At 43.2% G+C, this 16,642-nt stretch carries 28 protein-coding genes and 1 pseudogene; 27 read left to right on the top strand and 2 right to left on the bottom strand.

Translation table 11 applies throughout. The features are described 5' to 3' along the window. The first annotated feature begins 2 nt into the window (after nt 1–2). From ABZM97_RS16030 to ABZM97_RS15975, 12 genes are all read left to right on the top strand, one after another. Nucleotides 3–845, top strand: coding sequence for a recombinase RecT (locus ABZM97_RS16030; RefSeq protein WP_033884309.1), 843 nt, complete (start codon nt 3–5; stop codon nt 843–845). 164 nt (nt 846–1,009) lie between these two features. Then, a complete protein-coding gene (locus ABZM97_RS16025) occupies nt 1,010–1,708 on the top strand; it encodes a DnaD domain protein (RefSeq protein ID WP_367386970.1) in 699 nt (232 codons plus the stop codon). Next, entirely contained in the window at nt 1,593–2,531 is a 939-nt protein-coding gene (locus ABZM97_RS16020) for an ATP-binding protein (RefSeq protein WP_367386969.1), read from the top strand. The genes ABZM97_RS16025 and ABZM97_RS16020 overlap by 116 nt, the downstream gene beginning before the upstream one ends. Then, nucleotides 2,528–2,671, top strand: coding sequence for a hypothetical protein (locus ABZM97_RS16015; RefSeq protein ID WP_367386967.1), 144 nt, complete (start codon nt 2,528–2,530; stop codon nt 2,669–2,671). Before ABZM97_RS16020 ends, ABZM97_RS16015 begins: the two co-directional genes overlap by 4 nt. Before the next feature lie 93 nt (nt 2,672–2,764). Further along, on the top strand, nt 2,765–3,157 hold the full coding sequence (locus ABZM97_RS16010; protein ID WP_367386966.1) for a YopX family protein: 393 nt from the start codon (nt 2,765–2,767) through the stop codon (nt 3,155–3,157). Continuing rightward, nucleotides 3,144–3,602, top strand: a complete 459-nt coding sequence (locus ABZM97_RS16005) for a DUF1064 domain-containing protein (protein WP_017697392.1) — start codon at nt 3,144–3,146, stop codon at nt 3,600–3,602. Before ABZM97_RS16010 ends, ABZM97_RS16005 begins: the two co-directional genes overlap by 14 nt. A gap of 119 nt (nt 3,603–3,721) precedes the next feature. Next, entirely contained in the window at nt 3,722–3,889 is a 168-nt protein-coding gene (locus tag ABZM97_RS16000) for a hypothetical protein (RefSeq protein WP_367386965.1), read from the top strand. A gap of 81 nt (nt 3,890–3,970) precedes the next feature. Beyond that, the gene (locus ABZM97_RS15995) at nt 3,971–4,174 is read left to right on the top strand and encodes an XtrA/YqaO family protein (RefSeq protein ID WP_367386964.1); all 204 of its coding nucleotides are present in this window, start codon (nt 3,971–3,973) and stop codon (nt 4,172–4,174) included. 35 nt (nt 4,175–4,209) lie between these two features. Then, entirely contained in the window at nt 4,210–4,494 is a 285-nt protein-coding gene (locus ABZM97_RS15990) for a hypothetical protein (RefSeq protein WP_367386963.1), read from the top strand. Next, a complete protein-coding gene (locus ABZM97_RS15985; RefSeq protein WP_367386962.1) occupies nt 4,491–5,018 on the top strand; it encodes a hypothetical protein in 528 nt (175 codons plus the stop codon). Before ABZM97_RS15990 ends, ABZM97_RS15985 begins: the two co-directional genes overlap by 4 nt. Continuing rightward, nucleotides 5,015–5,272, top strand: coding sequence for a hypothetical protein (locus ABZM97_RS15980; protein ID WP_333560734.1), 258 nt, complete (start codon nt 5,015–5,017; stop codon nt 5,270–5,272). Before ABZM97_RS15985 ends, ABZM97_RS15980 begins: the two co-directional genes overlap by 4 nt. A gap of 3 nt (nt 5,273–5,275) precedes the next feature. Next, a complete protein-coding gene (locus ABZM97_RS15975) occupies nt 5,276–6,100 on the top strand; it encodes a DNA adenine methylase (RefSeq protein ID WP_367386961.1) in 825 nt (274 codons plus the stop codon). Nucleotides 6,101–6,200: 100 nt separating this feature from the next. Here ABZM97_RS15975 and ABZM97_RS15970 read toward each other — a convergent pair whose 3' ends face one another. Next, entirely contained in the window at nt 6,201–6,470 is a 270-nt protein-coding gene (locus ABZM97_RS15970) for an LCI family antimicrobial peptide (RefSeq protein WP_367386960.1), read from the bottom strand. Between the two features lie 168 nt (nt 6,471–6,638). Here ABZM97_RS15970 and ABZM97_RS15965 point away from each other — a divergent pair, with 168 nt between their 5' ends. The 4 genes from ABZM97_RS15965 to ABZM97_RS15950 are packed head-to-tail and all read left to right on the top strand — an operon-like array spanning nt 6,639 to nt 7,975. Beyond that, nucleotides 6,639–6,875, top strand: coding sequence for a hypothetical protein (locus ABZM97_RS15965; RefSeq protein WP_367386959.1), 237 nt, complete (start codon nt 6,639–6,641; stop codon nt 6,873–6,875). Next, nucleotides 6,872–7,528, top strand: coding sequence for a dUTP diphosphatase (locus ABZM97_RS15960; RefSeq protein ID WP_367386958.1), 657 nt, complete (start codon nt 6,872–6,874; stop codon nt 7,526–7,528). Before ABZM97_RS15965 ends, ABZM97_RS15960 begins: the two co-directional genes overlap by 4 nt. After that, on the top strand, nt 7,528–7,785 hold the full coding sequence (locus tag ABZM97_RS15955; RefSeq protein ID WP_367386957.1) for a hypothetical protein: 258 nt from the start codon (nt 7,528–7,530) through the stop codon (nt 7,783–7,785). Before ABZM97_RS15960 ends, ABZM97_RS15955 begins: the two co-directional genes overlap by 1 nt. 13 nt (nt 7,786–7,798) lie before the next feature. After that, nucleotides 7,799–7,975 (top strand): hypothetical protein, encoded by a 177-nt coding sequence (locus tag ABZM97_RS15950; RefSeq protein ID WP_367386956.1) that lies wholly within the window; start codon nt 7,799–7,801, stop codon nt 7,973–7,975. Nucleotides 7,976–8,258: 283 nt separating this feature from the next. Here the strand turns inward: ABZM97_RS15950 and ABZM97_RS15945 are convergent, their stop codons facing one another. Then, nucleotides 8,259–8,624 (bottom strand): hypothetical protein, encoded by a 366-nt coding sequence (locus ABZM97_RS15945; protein ID WP_202328179.1) that lies wholly within the window; start codon nt 8,622–8,624, stop codon nt 8,259–8,261. A gap of 204 nt (nt 8,625–8,828) precedes the next feature. Between ABZM97_RS15945 and ABZM97_RS15940 the strand changes: the two genes are divergently transcribed. The 11 genes and pseudogenes from ABZM97_RS15940 to ABZM97_RS15890 all read left to right on the top strand — a co-directional run. After that, the gene (locus tag ABZM97_RS15940) at nt 8,829–8,960 is read left to right on the top strand and encodes a hypothetical protein (RefSeq protein WP_367386955.1); all 132 of its coding nucleotides are present in this window, start codon (nt 8,829–8,831) and stop codon (nt 8,958–8,960) included. A gap of 13 nt (nt 8,961–8,973) precedes the next feature. Continuing rightward, entirely contained in the window at nt 8,974–9,435 is a 462-nt protein-coding gene (locus tag ABZM97_RS15935) for a sigma-70 family RNA polymerase sigma factor (protein ID WP_041850216.1), read from the top strand. Between the two features lie 271 nt (nt 9,436–9,706). Continuing rightward, a complete protein-coding gene (locus ABZM97_RS15930) occupies nt 9,707–9,862 on the top strand; it encodes a hypothetical protein (RefSeq protein WP_202328181.1) in 156 nt (51 codons plus the stop codon). A gap of 167 nt (nt 9,863–10,029) precedes the next feature. Next, nucleotides 10,030–10,743 carry a phage terminase small subunit gene (terS, locus tag ABZM97_RS15925; protein WP_202328182.1) on the top strand — a complete coding sequence of 238 codons (714 nt, stop codon included), beginning with the start codon at nt 10,030–10,032 and terminating at the stop codon, nt 10,741–10,743. Further along, nucleotides 10,733–11,944, top strand: a complete 1,212-nt coding sequence (locus ABZM97_RS15920) for a PBSX family phage terminase large subunit (RefSeq protein WP_367386954.1) — start codon at nt 10,733–10,735, stop codon at nt 11,942–11,944. The genes terS and ABZM97_RS15920 overlap by 11 nt, the downstream gene beginning before the upstream one ends. 22 nt (nt 11,945–11,966) lie before the next feature. Then, a complete protein-coding gene (locus tag ABZM97_RS15915) occupies nt 11,967–13,421 on the top strand; it encodes a phage portal protein (protein ID WP_367386953.1) in 1,455 nt (484 codons plus the stop codon). Beyond that, nucleotides 13,408–14,331, top strand: coding sequence for a phage minor head protein (locus ABZM97_RS15910; RefSeq protein ID WP_333560721.1), 924 nt, complete (start codon nt 13,408–13,410; stop codon nt 14,329–14,331). The genes ABZM97_RS15915 and ABZM97_RS15910 overlap by 14 nt, the downstream gene beginning before the upstream one ends. 3 nt (nt 14,332–14,334) lie before the next feature. Beyond that, nucleotides 14,335–14,580: a hypothetical protein gene (locus ABZM97_RS15905; RefSeq protein ID WP_333560720.1), complete on the top strand. Its 246-nt coding sequence runs from the start codon at nt 14,335–14,337 to the stop codon at nt 14,578–14,580. A 148-nt stretch (nt 14,581–14,728) separates the two neighbouring features. Then, nucleotides 14,729–15,394 (top strand): phage scaffolding protein, encoded by a 666-nt coding sequence (locus ABZM97_RS15900; RefSeq protein WP_333560719.1) that lies wholly within the window; start codon nt 14,729–14,731, stop codon nt 15,392–15,394. A 12-nt stretch (nt 15,395–15,406) separates the two neighbouring features. Then, the gene (locus tag ABZM97_RS15895) at nt 15,407–16,387 is read left to right on the top strand and encodes a hypothetical protein (protein ID WP_033884274.1); all 981 of its coding nucleotides are present in this window, start codon (nt 15,407–15,409) and stop codon (nt 16,385–16,387) included. Continuing rightward, nucleotides 16,383–16,634: pseudogene (locus tag ABZM97_RS15890) on the top strand (fibronectin type III domain-containing protein); the annotation flags it as partial. The gene ABZM97_RS15895 and the pseudogene ABZM97_RS15890, both read left to right, overlap by 5 nt. Nucleotides 16,635–16,642: the final 8 nt, after the last annotated feature.

The raw sequence follows: 16,642 nt of genomic DNA, 5'->3' as shown, positions 1-16,642 counted from the left end.
ATATGGCTACTAATCAATCGCTAAAAAGCAATATCCAGAAGAAACAAAACAGTGCTCCAGCACAACAACAAGGAACAACAATGAAAGGTCTGCTTTCTTCTCCGGCAGTCATGAATCGTTTCGAAGAAGTTCTAGGGAAAAGGGCTTCCCAATTCACAGCGTCAATTCTGAGCCTTTACAACGGTGAAAAAATGCTCCAAAAGGCAGAACCTATGAGCGTAATTTCATCGGCTATGGTGGCGGCTACGCTTGATCTGCCAGTGGATAAAAACTTGGGTTATGCCTGGATCGTTCCGTATGGCGGCCGTGCACAATTTCAGCTTGGTTACAAAGGGTACATTCAATTGGCTTTGCGTACGGGTCAGTATAAATTCATCAATTGCATACCGGTCCATGAAGGAGAATTACAAAAATGGAACCCATTAACTGAGGAAATAGAAATTGATTTTGAAAAACGGGAATCAGATGCGGTTATTGGTTACGCTGCTTACTTTGAGCTTTTAAACGGTTTCCGGAAAACAGTGTATTGGACAAAGGCGCAAGTTGAAAAGCATAAAAAGAAGTTTAGTAAGTCGGACTTCGGCTGGAAAAACGATTGGGATGCAATGGCATTAAAAACTGTTTTGAAAGCGATTCTGAGCAAATGGGGCATCTTATCAGTAGAAATGCAGAAGGCTGTCATTGAGGACGATGAGGCACGAGAGCGCATTGACATCACTGACGAAATGTCTGAGCCAGAAATCATTGACGCAGAAGTATCAGAGGAAAAACCAAGTGCGCAGGATGCTGATCCTTTTGACGGCAAGCCTGTTGACATCAGTGACGATGACCTCCCATTTGATTAAGGTCGGCATCCCCTTCTGTTACAAGTGGCTGGCAGAAGGGGCGCCGAATCGCGCGCAGCTATTCCGTGCTTACGTCGAAGGCTATCTCAGAACAAATGAACCTGGCTTACGTTTAGTCCGCATCAGCGGAATGACAGCACTGTGTGAAAGGAAGTAGGTGAGCCATGAACTACCTGAAAGAAATGAACGGCTTCATGAATTGGCTAGAAACGAATCCGTTGTCTGCTACAACTCAAGCATTATGGTTTCATCTTTTGCACATCAACAACAAGGCAGGGTGGCGGGAGTGGTTCACCACTTCAAATACCACTTTGCAAGCAAAGATAGGGGTCACAGAAAACACCTTAATCAAGCACCGAGATGTACTAATTGCCCTTAAAAGAATCGAATACAAGTCACAAGGGAGGAAGGCAGGGCAATACAGGCTGATATCTTTTGAAACGCCTGTATCGGAGCAGGAACCATCTGAAAAGCCTGTTCCGGAACCTGCACCAGCACCAAAAGAAACGCAGGAGGTTGATCCCAAAATGAAAAACGCTTTTGAGCTATTTGAAAATAAGGTCGCTCGTTCTATCGGCTCCATTGAGGCACAAAGAATCGGCTACATGGTGGATGATTACGGCGAAGAGAAGGTCATGGAAGCAATGAAGCTGGCTTTCAGAAATAAAGGCAGCAACGTTGGCTTGAACTACATTGAGGCGATCCTGTCAAATCCGTTCAGCCAAAAGAGAAAGGAGAAGCAACAGTATGGCTATAAACAAAGCAGTCAGCATAGACACAGCGTTCCAAGCAATGATGAAGGGTCTTCAAGCAAAATCGCGTTCCTGGGAAACAGAACAGGGCGCATCAGAAGAAAAGGTTGAGTATGAGTGTTCAGAGTGCAAGGATCGCGGCGTTGTGATTTATCGGGTTCACAAAGACACAACATGGAATTTAGACAAACAGCTTGATCTATTAGTCCCTGAGAGCATGGTACCGGAAGATGAATTTCTTTCAGGGAAGGTTTGCGCGCCTGATAAAGCCCGGGAATGGAAAGACACCTATTCCAAGCAATGCGAGTGTGTGAAACGGAAAAAAATAGCGCGGCTGATGGCAGCCAGCGGAATTACGGAGGAATTTGAAATGCTCTTATTCGGAAATTTCATTACAGACGGCAAGCCCCAGATGATCAAAGAAGCCTATGAATGTGCGGTCGAATACTTCAAAGACTTTGAGAAGGTCAGGAGGGAGCGCGCCAACAGCATTGCTTTATTGGGACAGCCGGGCAGCGGCAAAACTCACCTGTTAACGGCCATCATGAACAACCTGATAAAGAAGAAATCAATTCATTGCATGTACTTCCCTTACGTTGAGGGCATGAGTGACCTGAAAAACGACTTTGACCAGTTGGAAACTAAGCTGGACGCCATGCGGAAGGTTGATGTGTTGTTCATAGATGACTTATTCAAGCCAGTAAGCGGAAAGCCCCGGGCCACTGAATGGCAAGTCGAACAGATTCAGTCAGTTGTGAATTATCGCTATCTGAACCATAAGCCTTTGTTGATCTCTTCTGAGCTCACAACGGACGAACTACTGGACGTTGACGAGGCGTTGGGCTCTCGGATTCACCAGATGTGCAAATACTACACGGTGATCATTCAGGGAGATCGGATGGAATTAAATCATAGATTGGGTGATTGGGATTGAGTGAGAAAACGAACATTAAAGGATCCGGAGGAATGTATATGTTCGGGCCTGCTGAACAAAAGGGCGGCAAGGACCTCACACCGGCTATCCGGGTGCTTGAGGAAAAGATCAGACAAATGGAGCTGATACGCAGTGCTTAAAGCGGTGATCCTGCTGCCGGCCATTATACTGACGGCGCCAGCAAAAGAAAAGCAGATTCAGCAATGGGAAGAGAATGACGGGAGGTAAGGAGAATGAGGGAAATCAAGTTTCGTGCTTGGGATGAAAACTCTCAAGAGATGATCTATGAAGTAGGAATTACACCGGAGGGCATACCTTATTCAATTCCAGAGAATGCAGAGGGTTGTGATCAATTTAATTATTTTCTAACTTGCCACAAAATGCAATACACCGGATTGAAGGACAAGAACGGCCGTGAGATTTATGAAGGGGATATTGTAGTTGATGGACGCGAGAACTCTGCAGAAGTAGTTTTTGATGATGGCTGTTTCTGTGTAATTGGATATTTGGGAGATTTACGGACCCATCCACTTCGTGATTCCCTATTTTGTGGAGAAAGATTTGAAGTCATCGGCAACATTTACGAAGATCCTGAGCTTCCGGAGGAATCGCATGCCAGCAAATAAGTACGGCGCCAGAAAAACACAGGTGGACGGCATCACGTTCGACAGCCGGGCCGAAGCCAAATACTATGAGCAACTGAAATGGCTCAAGGTGAGCAAGCAGATAAAAGATTTTAAGCTGCAACCACGGTTCCTGCTGCAAGAAGCATTCAAAAAGAACGGCAAAACTTTTCGGAAGATTGAATATATAGCAGACTTTGAGGTTCATAATCTTGACGGCAGCATCGAGATCATTGACATCAAGGGCGTAGAAACAAAGGAATTCGCCATCAAGCGCAAGTTGTATGAGCGGCTTTACGATACGCCACTCAAGGTGCTGGCTCTGGATAAGTCACTCGGCTTCATCGAGCTGGACGAGCTGAAAAAACTCAAAAGAAAGGCGGGAAAGTCCACTGTTAAACGTGGTAATCGCAGACGATCGGCCGTTGTGGGTGCAGGAAGAAGATAAGCTCATGGCCTGTATGACACGTTGCTCTCAGTTTAAGGCATGCGCCAGCCGAATGGGTTCTGATTGCAAGAAGCTCGGCGGCACGGAAATTCCCAAAATCAATGGAGGAGGCAAATACCATGGAACAGCAAAACATCAATCCTTACCTGCCAGGACCGGTTGAAGAATGGAAGATGACGCCAGAACAGCTTGCCGAATACGTCAAAAAGCATCCAATCGTTTACCGGGAGGATCTGAAACCATCGCCAACATTCACAATGGCCGGATGGAAACCGGATCACTATTAAACACAAAAAAGCACCGAAGCGCTAGGCCCCGATGCATTGATATGAACTGGTACTTCTATCATAGCACAGGGGGCGCTAAGAATGTACAACCCAAGAGAAATTAATTTAAGCAAAGATACAACAATCGAACAGGCAATTGAGCCGGGCAAAATACAGATTCTTATTTTAGATGGGAACGAGGGCACTGCACATGTCCTTGAAGCCCCGGAACACGGTGAAACAATCATTCAAACAATTAAGGGCGGTCTGTCTCGTTTAGATTATAGAATCGGCCACAAATTCTAATAGCAGGGGCTTTCCCCTGCGGGGGAGGAACGAATATGAAAGAGAGAATTGAACGTCTAAAAAAATTGACATACATTCCGCAGAATGAAATTGCTTGGCTTATTGAGCAAGCTGAACTGGCTGTTAAGCAGCGGGAAATCATCGAGGAAAACAAACGCCAGCAGGAAGTAACAATTCATCAGTTCCGGCAGGCACAAAAGGATATTCAGCAACTAAGCGGCGATAGGAAACGATACAAACAGGCATTAGAGAAGATCATTACCAATCTCAATTTTGCGATTACAGTTGCTCAAAATGAATTGGAGGGTGATGTGAAATGAACAAGGATATTCAATTTTTGAAAGAGCTTCAAAATGAATTGAGAACACAGGATCATGACTCTCAAGCTGCGCCCCGATTTTGGTCTGTAGGGGATTATAAATGGATTCGGACTTCAGAGGATAATGCGGAACGCTTTTCTGTTTACATCCCTGAAGATGGCGAATCTTATGAACTGGAAAGTTATCTAAAAGACATCAAGGAGAATGATGAATTGTCTTCAGAAGCGTTAGGAGCGATGGAAGATATAGATTGTGAAGCTTCCGCATTAGATTGGATACATGATTATGTTGACAGTGGCGCTGATCTGATACCAGAAACCGAGGTTCATCACATCTATCAAAATACAATGTTTCTAACTAAAGCGGAGGCAAAACAGCACATAAAACAAAATCATTACCACTATACGAAAAAGGTTCATACGTACGCTATGACAGCTTGGAGAGCACCAAAAGTTGAACGGTTGCTTAAAATTCTTGAAACGTTTGATTGGGATTCGCTTGGGAAAGAAGGTGCTGCAGAATGATTCCTTTACAAGTCGAGTTGCAGCGGGCAGTCAAAGCCACGAAAGACGAAGCGATGACAGTTGAGCAGGCGGCGGAATATTTGAAAGTGCATCCAGATTACATACCGGTACTTGTGGCAAAGTCAGACGATCTGAAAATGATCGGTGATGAAACAATCATCGCCAAGCGTGATAAGACAAATGGCTGGCTAATCGGGGCGATGGTTTTGGTTTTATTCTTTGCAATTGCGGTTCTGCCGGGGATAGGGGGTTAAGGCGTGGGGTTTCCGAGAATTTTACACTATCCGGGCAGTAAATGGTCAATGACAGATTGGATCATTAGCCATATGCCTGAGCATAAAACATACGTTGAACCTTTCTTTGGATCCGGAGCATTGTTTTTCAATAAGCAACCTTCGACCATTGAAACGATAAATGATCTGGATAGCAGCGTAGTCAATCTTTTCAAGGTCATTCGGGACCATCCAGAGGAGCTTGCAAGATTGATCGAATGGACGCCGTTATCTAGAGAGGAGTATTACGCCTCCTATGACTCTGAATCAGGCAATGAATTAGAGGACGCCCGTCGATTTCTTATCCGTTGCTGGCAGGCCATAGGAGCAAAAACAAGTGATCGGACAGGCTGGCGTAGCCTCATCAGCAGTAACGGGCCTGACACGGCTAAAGAGTGGGGCAAACTGCCGGCAAAGATATTGTTAGTAGCCAAGCGATTGAAAGAGGCACAGATTGAACATCAGCCAGCTGTCCAGTTGCTTGAAAGATATAAGCGAAAAGAGGTTCTTATTTACGCTGATCCTCCTTATATCATCGAAACACGGACAAAACGGCATTACAAACACGAAATGACGATTGATGATCATGTTTGGTTGCTTGAGACTTTGGACAAACACCCTGGTCCTGTTCTTCTCTCAGGCTATGCTCATCCAGTTTATGATGAACGGCTCAAACATTGGAAAAGAGAAGTGCGGCAAGTATCGGCCGAAGCAGGTGCCAAGCGTGAAGAGGTTTTATGGGTGAATCCGGTTGCTGCTGAACAAAGTTACTTTCAGCAATCTTTATTCAGCTTGGAGGCGCGGCCATGATCGAATACAGCTGCCCTGAATGTGATTACAAATCAGAAAGGGAACAGGAGTTGTCCACAAAAAAGAGATAAGAGGAAAACCTCTTATCTCTCAGACACTTTTAATACCAACCTTGATATAAGCCAGTCCATGTGCCGTCATTGTTCTGCCAGGCATCTTTTAAATAGTATTTAACCCCAGCAAATACTGTTACATCGGCAAGTTCTCCGCGAGTGTTAGCTGTGAGATAGATAGTTTTTATCTCAGCTTGAGGAGTTACTGCCTTCTGATTAGTGCTATCTACAATAGGGGTTGCAGCAAAAGCAGGAGCAGCGGAAACGAGTAAAGCAAGGGACAATGCAGAACCAGTTAAAACTTTTTTCAATTTCATTTTTAAACACTCCTTTGTTTTTAATACAACTGTATTATTACATGAAATGAAAAAATATCCAAGGTAATTTTTGTTAATAATTTGTGAACTTAGTTTAAATATATAAATCCGCCCAGATGCATGCTGCCCGAAATGCGGCTGCAACATGGGCGTCGAGGAGGAAATAGCGTGAATAAATTATGCTGTGAAACATGTGGATTGGATACTCATGAAAATACTTCGCCTATCTTTGAAAAGCCTTTAAGGTTTGCTTTTCGATCAGATATTAAACAGCTAAAACAAAACACTGGTGATCACCGAAAACAAGAAAATATTTGTCTAGACTGTTTCACTGCTGAATTGAAACAAGTTAGCAAGGATTGTAAAACACGGTACAAGGTTAAAGCAAAGGAGAGCGGACAATGAATCTACAAAAAATGTTCGAAATGCAAAAGGTGCTTGATGAACGGATCATCAAAGAAAAGGGGCTGGAAGGTCAGGACTTGTTGCCAAACCTCATTCTTGCTTTACAAGTGGAGCTGGCCGAGTGTGCGAATGAATGGCGCGGCTTTAAGCATTGGAGTAATGACCGGGAGCCACGGACGAAAATAGAGCATTTTTGCCCAACATGCGAAGGTACTGGCGATGAAAATTATCAAATGAATTTAGATAGCTTGCTGGAAGGTCGTGGAGCTGAACCTTATTCAAAATGCCAGGACTGTAACGGTAGTGGAAAGATAGGTGAATCGAATCCATTGCTTGAGGAATACGTGGACTGCCTGCATTTTATCTTGAGCATTGGGAACCGGCTTGGCTGGAATGACACTGACACCATAGATGCTGTAGTCGTGCAGCATTTAATATCTGACAAAGGGTTTGACACAGCAAAAACATTCTCCTGCTTGTTATCCATTGCTTATGGGTTCCATTTCAGCAATGTAGAAAAGCGGACATATATCAGCTTGTTTACAACGTTCTTTGAATTAGGCAACAAGCTCGGCTTTAAATGGGAACAGATCGAAGCTGCTTACATGGAGAAAAACGCCGTCAATCATAAGCGGCAGCAGGAGGGGTATTGATGAACCACACAAGTAATAAGGTTGAAATCACGGAGGAACAGGCACGGGCGATACGTGAAGGGATAAAGTGCTATGAGGCACAGGGATTAAAACGTGGGGAGCGATTATACAGTCTATTCGTTTTTGAACATTGTCGTGTGAAACGTGGGGACACCAAACCATGGGAGGGGATATTTCAATCCCTGAACGATATGAGTTCTATAGATTTTAGAAATGCTATTTTTGATGGATATGTCGTGAAGGAGGGCGCGGAGTGATGGAGAGCAACCTATGATACTCAGGATACTGTTTTTGCTAATGGGATGCGGATTCTGGATATATTTCCAACACGATTACAGGCCGGACATGAAAGCAAACCTTGCTTTGATCGGGGCAATCATTTCATTCACGGCTGCGGCTCACTTTAAAGATATTGATAAGTATATAGAGAAGAGGGAAGACAAGTGATAATAGCCTTAAAAATAGTTCTCTTGCTGGTTATGGTTATCTCTCTTATGGGAGTTATAGGCGAGGATAAGGATTCACAGCTACGGAATCACTTAACAGCAATATGTATCACATCTATTATCGGCACCATTGCTACATACGTGCTGCTTTAACTGAATAAGTCCGAGACGGAAAGCCTGCGGACACTGAACAAATATCCTAATGATGTAAATTCAGTGTCCGGTTTTCACTTTCATGCAATGTGAGGCGGCTTGAAAACTCGTTTTCCTACTCGGAGGTAGTCTTAGTCTGATTCTTTTAATGTAAAGTTACCATCATCAATTGGAACGATGTTAACTTTAATAAAAGCCCTTTTTGAATAATGAGACGGATCTATAGGTATTGCATTAGTTTTGTGTAACCCACCAAGGGGATCAGTTGCAGTAACAGCATAGTTAAACGCTACATGATGCGGAGGTACTTTGAAAATTTCAACATAATCTCGTCTGCAATAACATTTATCAAAGGTGTCGTCTTCGTGGCAGGTCTGAGAAATCTTAGCAGGGAACATTCTAGTTTTTTCCTCACCATTAACAGTTATATGATATCTATCAACAAAAGCGTTACCTTTGATATACAAATAAATAATGAAGTCATTTGTAAGTGCCATAATTGATGCTCCTTTTAAAAAAAAATCATATGTATTTTCTGTATTAATGAGTTAAATTATTCAAAATTAAAAAAGAAGTCCAAGACGGAAAGCCTGCGGACACTGAACTTACAGCATTATCGCTGTTTGTTTGGTGTCCGTTTTTTATTTCGCAACTATCTGGATGCCTATCGCGATTACAAACGGTGAAAGGAGTGATGAGACATGAAACAGTCCAAAAAGAAACCATCACAGAAGCAACAGGAGCGATCAGATCGTTTCTGGCAATCAATGATGAACACGAACGTGCAAACACTCAGACGTGGCAAAGGCGGCGCTTATAAACGCAGAAAGTAAAGGAGGAATTAATATGACAGATCAAATGATTGCATGGGAGATTGAGGAATGGATTCGTGATTATAAATTCATGCTCCGGGAGATCAAAAGGCTCAACCGTGTGTTGAACAAAGTAGACTTTATTAGCACAAAGCTCACTGCAACATACGGGGATGAAGCGGGCATGCCAAGGGGATCAGCAGGCGTCAGTCAGGCAGAATTGCGACAGATGGACCGAAGAGAAAGACGGCTTCACAAATATGAATCTATTGTGCATTACCTGGACAACGCCATGGAACACATCGAAGAAGAAAAGCACCGTATCGTTTATGATTGCATGATGGAGGGCATGAGCTACACTGCTATCGCAAACCACCTTGATTGCTCCCGGGATACCATCAGAAAGATCAAAACAGCCATAATCGGCAACATCGTCAATAAAGTCAAAGAAGCCAACTTTCTGCAATATTTGAACTCGTTTAAATCGGCGGTGTAAAATGGGAGGCAGGATCGGCGCGGCGGATTATTCCTGCGTCACCACCAATTTCATATAATGAGTAAAACCTCCCAGTGGTAAGCGAGGATCAACTCAACTGGGAGGTCTTACATAGTGAATTAGGGCGTTAATACAGCAACGGTCTTTGTTGCTTACACATTAATATTCCTAACAAATTATAGTTTTATTCAACAGTTTCGTTCGACAAATTCTGCAAATCATAGACAAATTCCTGACTATTTGGATAATTATCTGAATAGGAGGGGGAAATTTGTCATATTTCATAATACTTATAGTCGTAGCATTAATCGGTGCATTAGTAACAGTAACAGTCGGTATTATATCTTCAAAAGTGGAGACAATCTCTCCGAAAACGCCAAGAGGGCAAAAAGAAGAAGAGCAAAAAAGCTTCTATACAATGAAATAAATTAGCGAAAGAGCATCCTACGGGGTGCTTTTTTTGTTCCCTGTAAACTGCTTCCGGTAAGTCTCAGGATAGACAATTGGCGGTTAACGGCTTGAGCACGGTGGTGGTTTAGAGGGAATATCTTTTCCAAAACAACACGAATCAGAAGGGGGCGGCGGTGAATGTAGATGACCGAAAAGCACATTCAGGCGTATAAGGATTACGTCAAAGGCATGAAATACAAGGACCTTGCCGAAAAATACGGAGTGTCAGTGAACACCATTAAATCATGGAAACAGCGGCATGGTTGGGAAAGGAAAAAGGGTGCACCCTCTGAAAAAAGGGTGCACACAAAAAAAGGCGGGCAACCGGGCAACAAAAATGCAGTCGGGAATAACGGCGGCGCACCACAGAGGAATCAAAATGCTGTGACTCACGGCTTTTTCTCTAAATTCTTGCCAGAAGAGACGCTTGAAATCATGGAAGAGATTCAGGAACGTTCGCCTGCCGATATGATATGGGATCAGATACAGATTCAATATGCAGCTATTCTCCGGGCGCAGCGCATTATGTTCGTGCAGGATAAGGATGACATGACCAAAGTTTTGAAAAAAGAGAAGCCGGGTGCGTTTGGTGATGAGCAAGAATGGGAGTTCCAATTCGCTTGGGATCGTCATGCAACATTCCTGAACGCTCAGTCTCGGGCAATGGGTGAGCTCCGGAGCTTGATAAAGCAATTTGATCAGCTGGCCCATGAACAAGATGAACGGCGCCTTAAATTGGAGCAAATGCGCTTGAATATCGAGAAGGCGAAGAAAGATATTGACGGTGATAACGGAAACTCTCAAGAAAATGAAGTTGCTGCCATGCTGCGGAAGATGGTGAAACCTCATGGAACTTAACTCCAAGCAACAAGAGGTATGGAATAGCTTTATTGAAGAGCAGCCGAAAATCTTAATATGTAGCGGGGCGAAAAGGGCAGGGAAAACATTCGTGCTCCTTTTGACGTTCCTCGGGCATATCAGCAAGTATCAAAACATGGGGCTTTCTTTTATCATTGGCGGGGCAACTCAGGCTGCCATAAAACGAAATGTCTTGAACGATATGGAATTGATTCTGGGTAAAGAATTGAGGCTCGACAAGTCGAATGCCGTTGAAATATTCGGTAACCGCGTTTATTGCTTTGATGGTGCAAATGCAGACTCGTGGAAAAAGGCGCGGGGCTTCACATCAGCTGGTGCATTCTTAAACGAAGCGACGGCCCTGCATGATTCATTCGTGAAAGAAGTCATTTCTCGTTGCTCCTATAAAGGTGCAATGGTCATGATGGATACAAACCCTGAAAACCCTATGCACACTGTCAAAACGGATTATATAGACAAAGACGGTCAGCGGCTGAAAAACGGCCGGCTGAATATCCGGTCTTTTCACTTCTCATTGTTTGATAACAACTTTCTTGATCCTGAGTATGTCGAAAGTATTGTTGCTTCAACACCGAGCGGCATGTTTACGGACAGGGATATTTACGGCTATTGGGTTGCTCCAGAAGGCGTAATATACAAAGATTTCAACAAAGACAAGCACTATATCAGTTCTAAAGAGATGGAAAATAGACAAGTCAACTTCACTAAATACTTTGCTGGTGTTGACTGGGGATATGATCACCCGGGTTCTATTGTCGTAATCGGACAAGATGACCAAGGGTGTTTTTATTTGCTCGAAGAACATTGCAAGCGGCACGAAGAGATTGACTACTGGGTAAAGGTAGCAAAGGACATCAAAGAACGATACGGCAACATTAATTTCTACTGTGATACGGCTCGACCTGAACACGTTCAGCGGTTCCGAAGAGAAAAACTCCGGGCTCAAAATGCTGATAAAGCTGTTGTATCCGGTATAGAGAAAGTGGCCCAGCTGTTCAAGCAAGATCAGCTTTTAGTCGTTGAGGATAAAGTTGATCGGTTCAAAAAAGAGATTTTCATGTATGTTTGGAATCAGAAGACAGGCGAACCGGTTAAGGAATGGGATGATGTTCTGGACTCAGTTCGTTATGCAATATATACGAACGGTAAACCATCAGGCGTAAGGGCATTGACAATGTAAAAAAGAAAGGAGCTGAAATCTATTGTATCCGATGACACCAACACATACAGAAGAGCTATTGAAAATCATTCAGGACAGCGCGGAAACATCCGATACTCTTCCGGACACCACTGTCATTCAGAAGATGATTGATAAACACAAATTAGAGCGTGACCGGATGTTAGAGGGCGTTGCATATTATTTGAATCAGGCAGACATAAAAAAAAGACTGCGCTATTTCTATGAGGATGGCGTACGCAAAATAGACACTGAAAAACCCAATAATCGCATTTCCCATAGCTGGCACAAACTGTTGGTCCAACAAAAGGTGCAGTATCTGGTTGGGAAGCCAATCACCTTTAATGCTGATGACTCCAAATTCTTGCAGCTCGTAAATGACTTTGTTAACGAGGATTTTGACGATTGCATACAAGAATTGCTGAAGAACGCTAGTAACAAAGGGCGAGAATGGCTGCATCCGTTTGTAGACGAAGAAGGTGAGTTTGACTTCATCCGCATACCTGCTGAAGAGGTTATACCTGTCTATGATACTACTAAAAAACGGAAACTTCTTTATGCAATCAGATATTATGATGTGAAAAACATTGATGATGAGTTCACTCGTAAAGTGGAATTGTACACAGATGAACAGATTTTTTACTATGTCGAGTATAACGGGGCCTTAGTTCAAGACTTTGCTTATGAAAACAATCCGGAAAGCCATTTTTATGATAAACAAGGCAATGGCTATGGCTGGGGTAAGGTGCCGATGATCGAGTTCAAGAATAATGAAGAGGGCGTAAGTGACCTAATCTTTTATAAGGACTTGATCGATGCTTACAACGGGAATATTTCAAATAACGCTAATACGTTTGATGAAATGCAGGACATCATCTTTGAATTAATAAATTATTCAGGTGACGATCTATCGGAGTTCATGACCAACCTTCGTCATTATAAAGCGGTTGCTGTTGGCGAGGGTGGCGGCTTCAATATGAAAACTGCTGAAATTCCAATTGATAGCGCGAACACACACCTTGATCGGTTGGAAGAAAACATTTACCGGTTCGGTCAGGGGGTAAACAACAATCCCGATAAAGTTGGGAATTCTCCTACAAACGTTGCGATTAAAAACTTATATTCATTACTTGATCTAAAGGCGAATGAAGCTGAACGGAAATTCCGGCCGGCACTGCACGCCTTTTTTTGGTTTTTCACAGAATACCTAAAAATGACTGGTCAAGGTGAATACGATCCCACTCTTTTGCAAATGACATTCAATCGCTCACGTATGACAAACGAGCTTGAAGAGGTGCAAATGGGCAGTCAGAGCACTGATATAAGCAAAGAAACACGATTGGCGCACCATCCTTGGGTTGATGATGTAGAAGCTGAGCTGAAGAGGATAAAAGATGAGGAAGTGGAGTACAGGAAAAGTATGCCGCCGTTGAGAGAGATCCCTACCGATACGGGCGGTGATGAAGATGAACCAGAATGATATTGATAAGTACCTGGATGACATGATTACTGAGGACGCGAAAAAGATTGATGTTGTTTTTGCTCAACGTCTGAAAGAGATCAATCAACAAATCGCGGCTCTTTATGCGAAATACAGCAGAGATGGTCAGCTTTCCATGGCTGATATGAATAAATACAACCGATTCAAAAAAGAAATGGAGCGCATGACTGAGGAATCCAGTAAGGCATTCAAAACCATCCTCACAATCGTTGAGGCTTTGGCGGCTAAACAATTCCTTGAGAGTTACATGCGCTCTGCCTATTTGTACGAGATGGAAGCTGCGGTTGACTTAGGCTTCAGCATTCCTACCGTCGAAGTAATCAAGCAGGCCATATTAAACCCGATAGCTGAATTGACTCTCTCAGCCTTATATAAGCGCCACAGAGATGACTACGTCCGGCAAATACAGATTTCAATTGCTCAAGGCATTCAAGCTGGTGAAGATTACTCGAAGATTGCCCGGCGGATTGAGCAAACGACCGAATTTGCCCGCAGAAAGGCTCGTGACGTGGCGAGAACAGAGACTCATAGGGTACAAGTCTCGGCGAGGATGAAAAGCGCTGAGCAGGCTTCTAAAAAGAGCAAACTCGAAAAGATGTGGAATGCAACTCTTGATCTGAAAACTCGTTCGGGCCATAGGAAGCTAGATGGCAAGACTGTTGAACGAAACGGGCTATTCAAATCAATATATGGCGGCGTCGGACCGGCTCCAGGGCACATGAATAATGCCAAGGATGATATTAACTGCCGTTGTACGATTGCTTTCAAAGTAAACGGCGTGCTGCCGGATACAAGAAGGGCCCGTAAGCGCGGCAATGGTGCTGGCGAGACTATCCCATACCAAACCTATGAGGAGTGGTACAAATCCATTGAGGAGAAGGAGAAATGATAAATGGGCAATGTTTCCGACGAAGCGATAGCTGATTTGCTTCTCAAGACGATTAAAGAAGCCATCAAAGAAGGGCGATTAGTCTCAGTGAATTCTCAAAGATTCGAAGAAAAAGAGGATGACGGAAAATTTTTAAATGCTGAATACACCTTCAGAGTCAAAATTCCTTTTCCGCAAGGAGATTTAAATTCTGCCGAGATTAGAACCGTCAAAATCTCGAATTTTGAAAACGATACAAGTGAAGTTTAAAGCTGGTTACATATGTGTCAGCTTTTTATTTTGTCCTGAGCATGACGTAAAAAGGCTCATTTGCTCATTCTAAAGGCTTGGAGCCAAACTAAGCGCAAATCCTGTGCGTGAGGTGGACACGCAAAAAAACATTAAAGGAGAGGTTGAAATGAGTTTAAAAGAATTGCTTGGTGATGATCTGTATGCTCAGGTCATGGATAAAGTCGGAGATCAAAAGATTGATATCGTCAGTAACGGACAATGGTTTCCGAAAGAACGTTTTGACGCAGTAAACAGTGAAAAGAAGGACTTGAAAGCGCAGCTGGATGAGCGCGATCAACAATTATCTACTTTGCAGAAGCAGGCAAAAGGCAATGAGGAGCTTCAAGCTGCAATTGAACAACTGCAAGAAGACAACAAAAAAACTGCTGAGGAGTATCAGCAAAAATTAGATCAACAGGCTTTTGATTTCGCTGTTGAATCAGCTTTGCGTGATGCGAAGTCAAAAAATATCAAGGCTGTTAAAGCCAATTTAAACCTTGACAGTTTGAAGTTAGCTGACGGAAAGGTCATTGGTCTGGAAGAGCAGTTGAACGCTCTTAAAGAAAGCGACAGTTATCTTTTTGAGGAGAGTGAGGAACAACCGCCAAAGCTTGCAGGAAGACAACCTCATAGTTCTCAAGGAGCAGGAGCTGTGTCTCCGGCTGGGAATAACCCTTTCAGTAAAGAACATATGAACTTGACTGAACAAGGCCAAATTCTAAGAAATAACCCAGAACAAGCAAAACAATTAATTATCCAAGCAGGCGGAAATCCTGCAAACTACGGATTATAAAGGAGAATTTAAATGACAGTAACTAGAGTTCAGGATGTTATCATCCCGGAAATTTTTAACCAATACACAATGAACAATACTGTTGAACAAACAGCGGTATATCGAAGTGGAATTATTCAGCCTGTACCGGGCTTAATCGTTCCAAGTGGTGGTGATACAGTCAATATGCCTTTTTGGAACGATCTTGAAGGAGATCCAGAGGCGATTCAATCAAACTTTGCATTGACTCCAGAAAAAATCACATCAGGGAAAGACGTTGCTCGGGTATTCGAATATGGTAAGGCTTGGAGCGCAGAAGATTTAGCGGGAGAGCTTGCAGGATCAGATCCAATGAGAGCAATTGGGGATCGTGTCAATTACTATTGGGAAAGACAGTTTCAAAAAATGATCTTCCTTATGTTGGATGGTGTCTTTGGTAGCAACATCACTAATAATGATGGCGATCTTGTATTAGATATTTCGAGTGGTGACGGGAAAAAGTACACAACTTACCTATTTGCTGGAGGTGCCGTTGGTTATGCCCCAGGTATGCCGAAAACACCAACCGAAACAGATCGAAACTCACTAAAAGGTGAGGACATTTTGATCAATCGTAAGAAGTTCATTATGCATCCTCGTGGTTTCAAATGGACCGAAGCTGATGTTGCTGCCGAAATGCCTACATTCAAAGAATTGGCAAGCGCAAAGAACTATGAACGTGTTTATGACAAAAAGAAAGTCCGAATTGTGAAGATCATTTCCAATGAAGGACCAGAAGCAGCAGCTAATTCAAAATTAAGCGGTGAAGTGATTCTTGATGCAGCTCAATTACTCGGGGATGCTAAAGGGAAATTCACTTCAATTGCAATGCATTCAGTAACGCATACAAATTTACAGAAACAAAACTTGATTGAGTTCATTCCTAACAACAGGGCTGATGTAGGTTTTGGAACATACCTTCAAAAGTCCATTATTGTTGATGATTCACTTCCAGTTGTAACACCAGCGCCCTAATGCGCCCCAAAACCTACGGTACACAAGTACAACTGATTCTATAACGGTTGAATGGAATCCCGTAGCTGGGGCTACTTCATACAACATCTATAGAGGGTCAAATAAAACGTTCGATAAGAGCGTAACCCAACCGGTTTACACAACAACCGGAATGAGTCCTGATACTCAACTTACAATCAATGTGACGGCTGTCAATAATAGCGGGGAATCAGCAATGTCTGAGATTGTTACCCGTACACAGGCGTAAAGGAGAGT

It is taken from the genome of Bacillus vallismortis, assembly GCF_040784915.1.
Classification (GTDB): domain Bacteria; phylum Bacillota; class Bacilli; order Bacillales; family Bacillaceae; genus Bacillus; species Bacillus subtilis_G.
The sequence above is the reverse complement of the archived record's forward strand: the minus strand, read 5'-3'. Positions and strand labels throughout refer to the sequence as shown.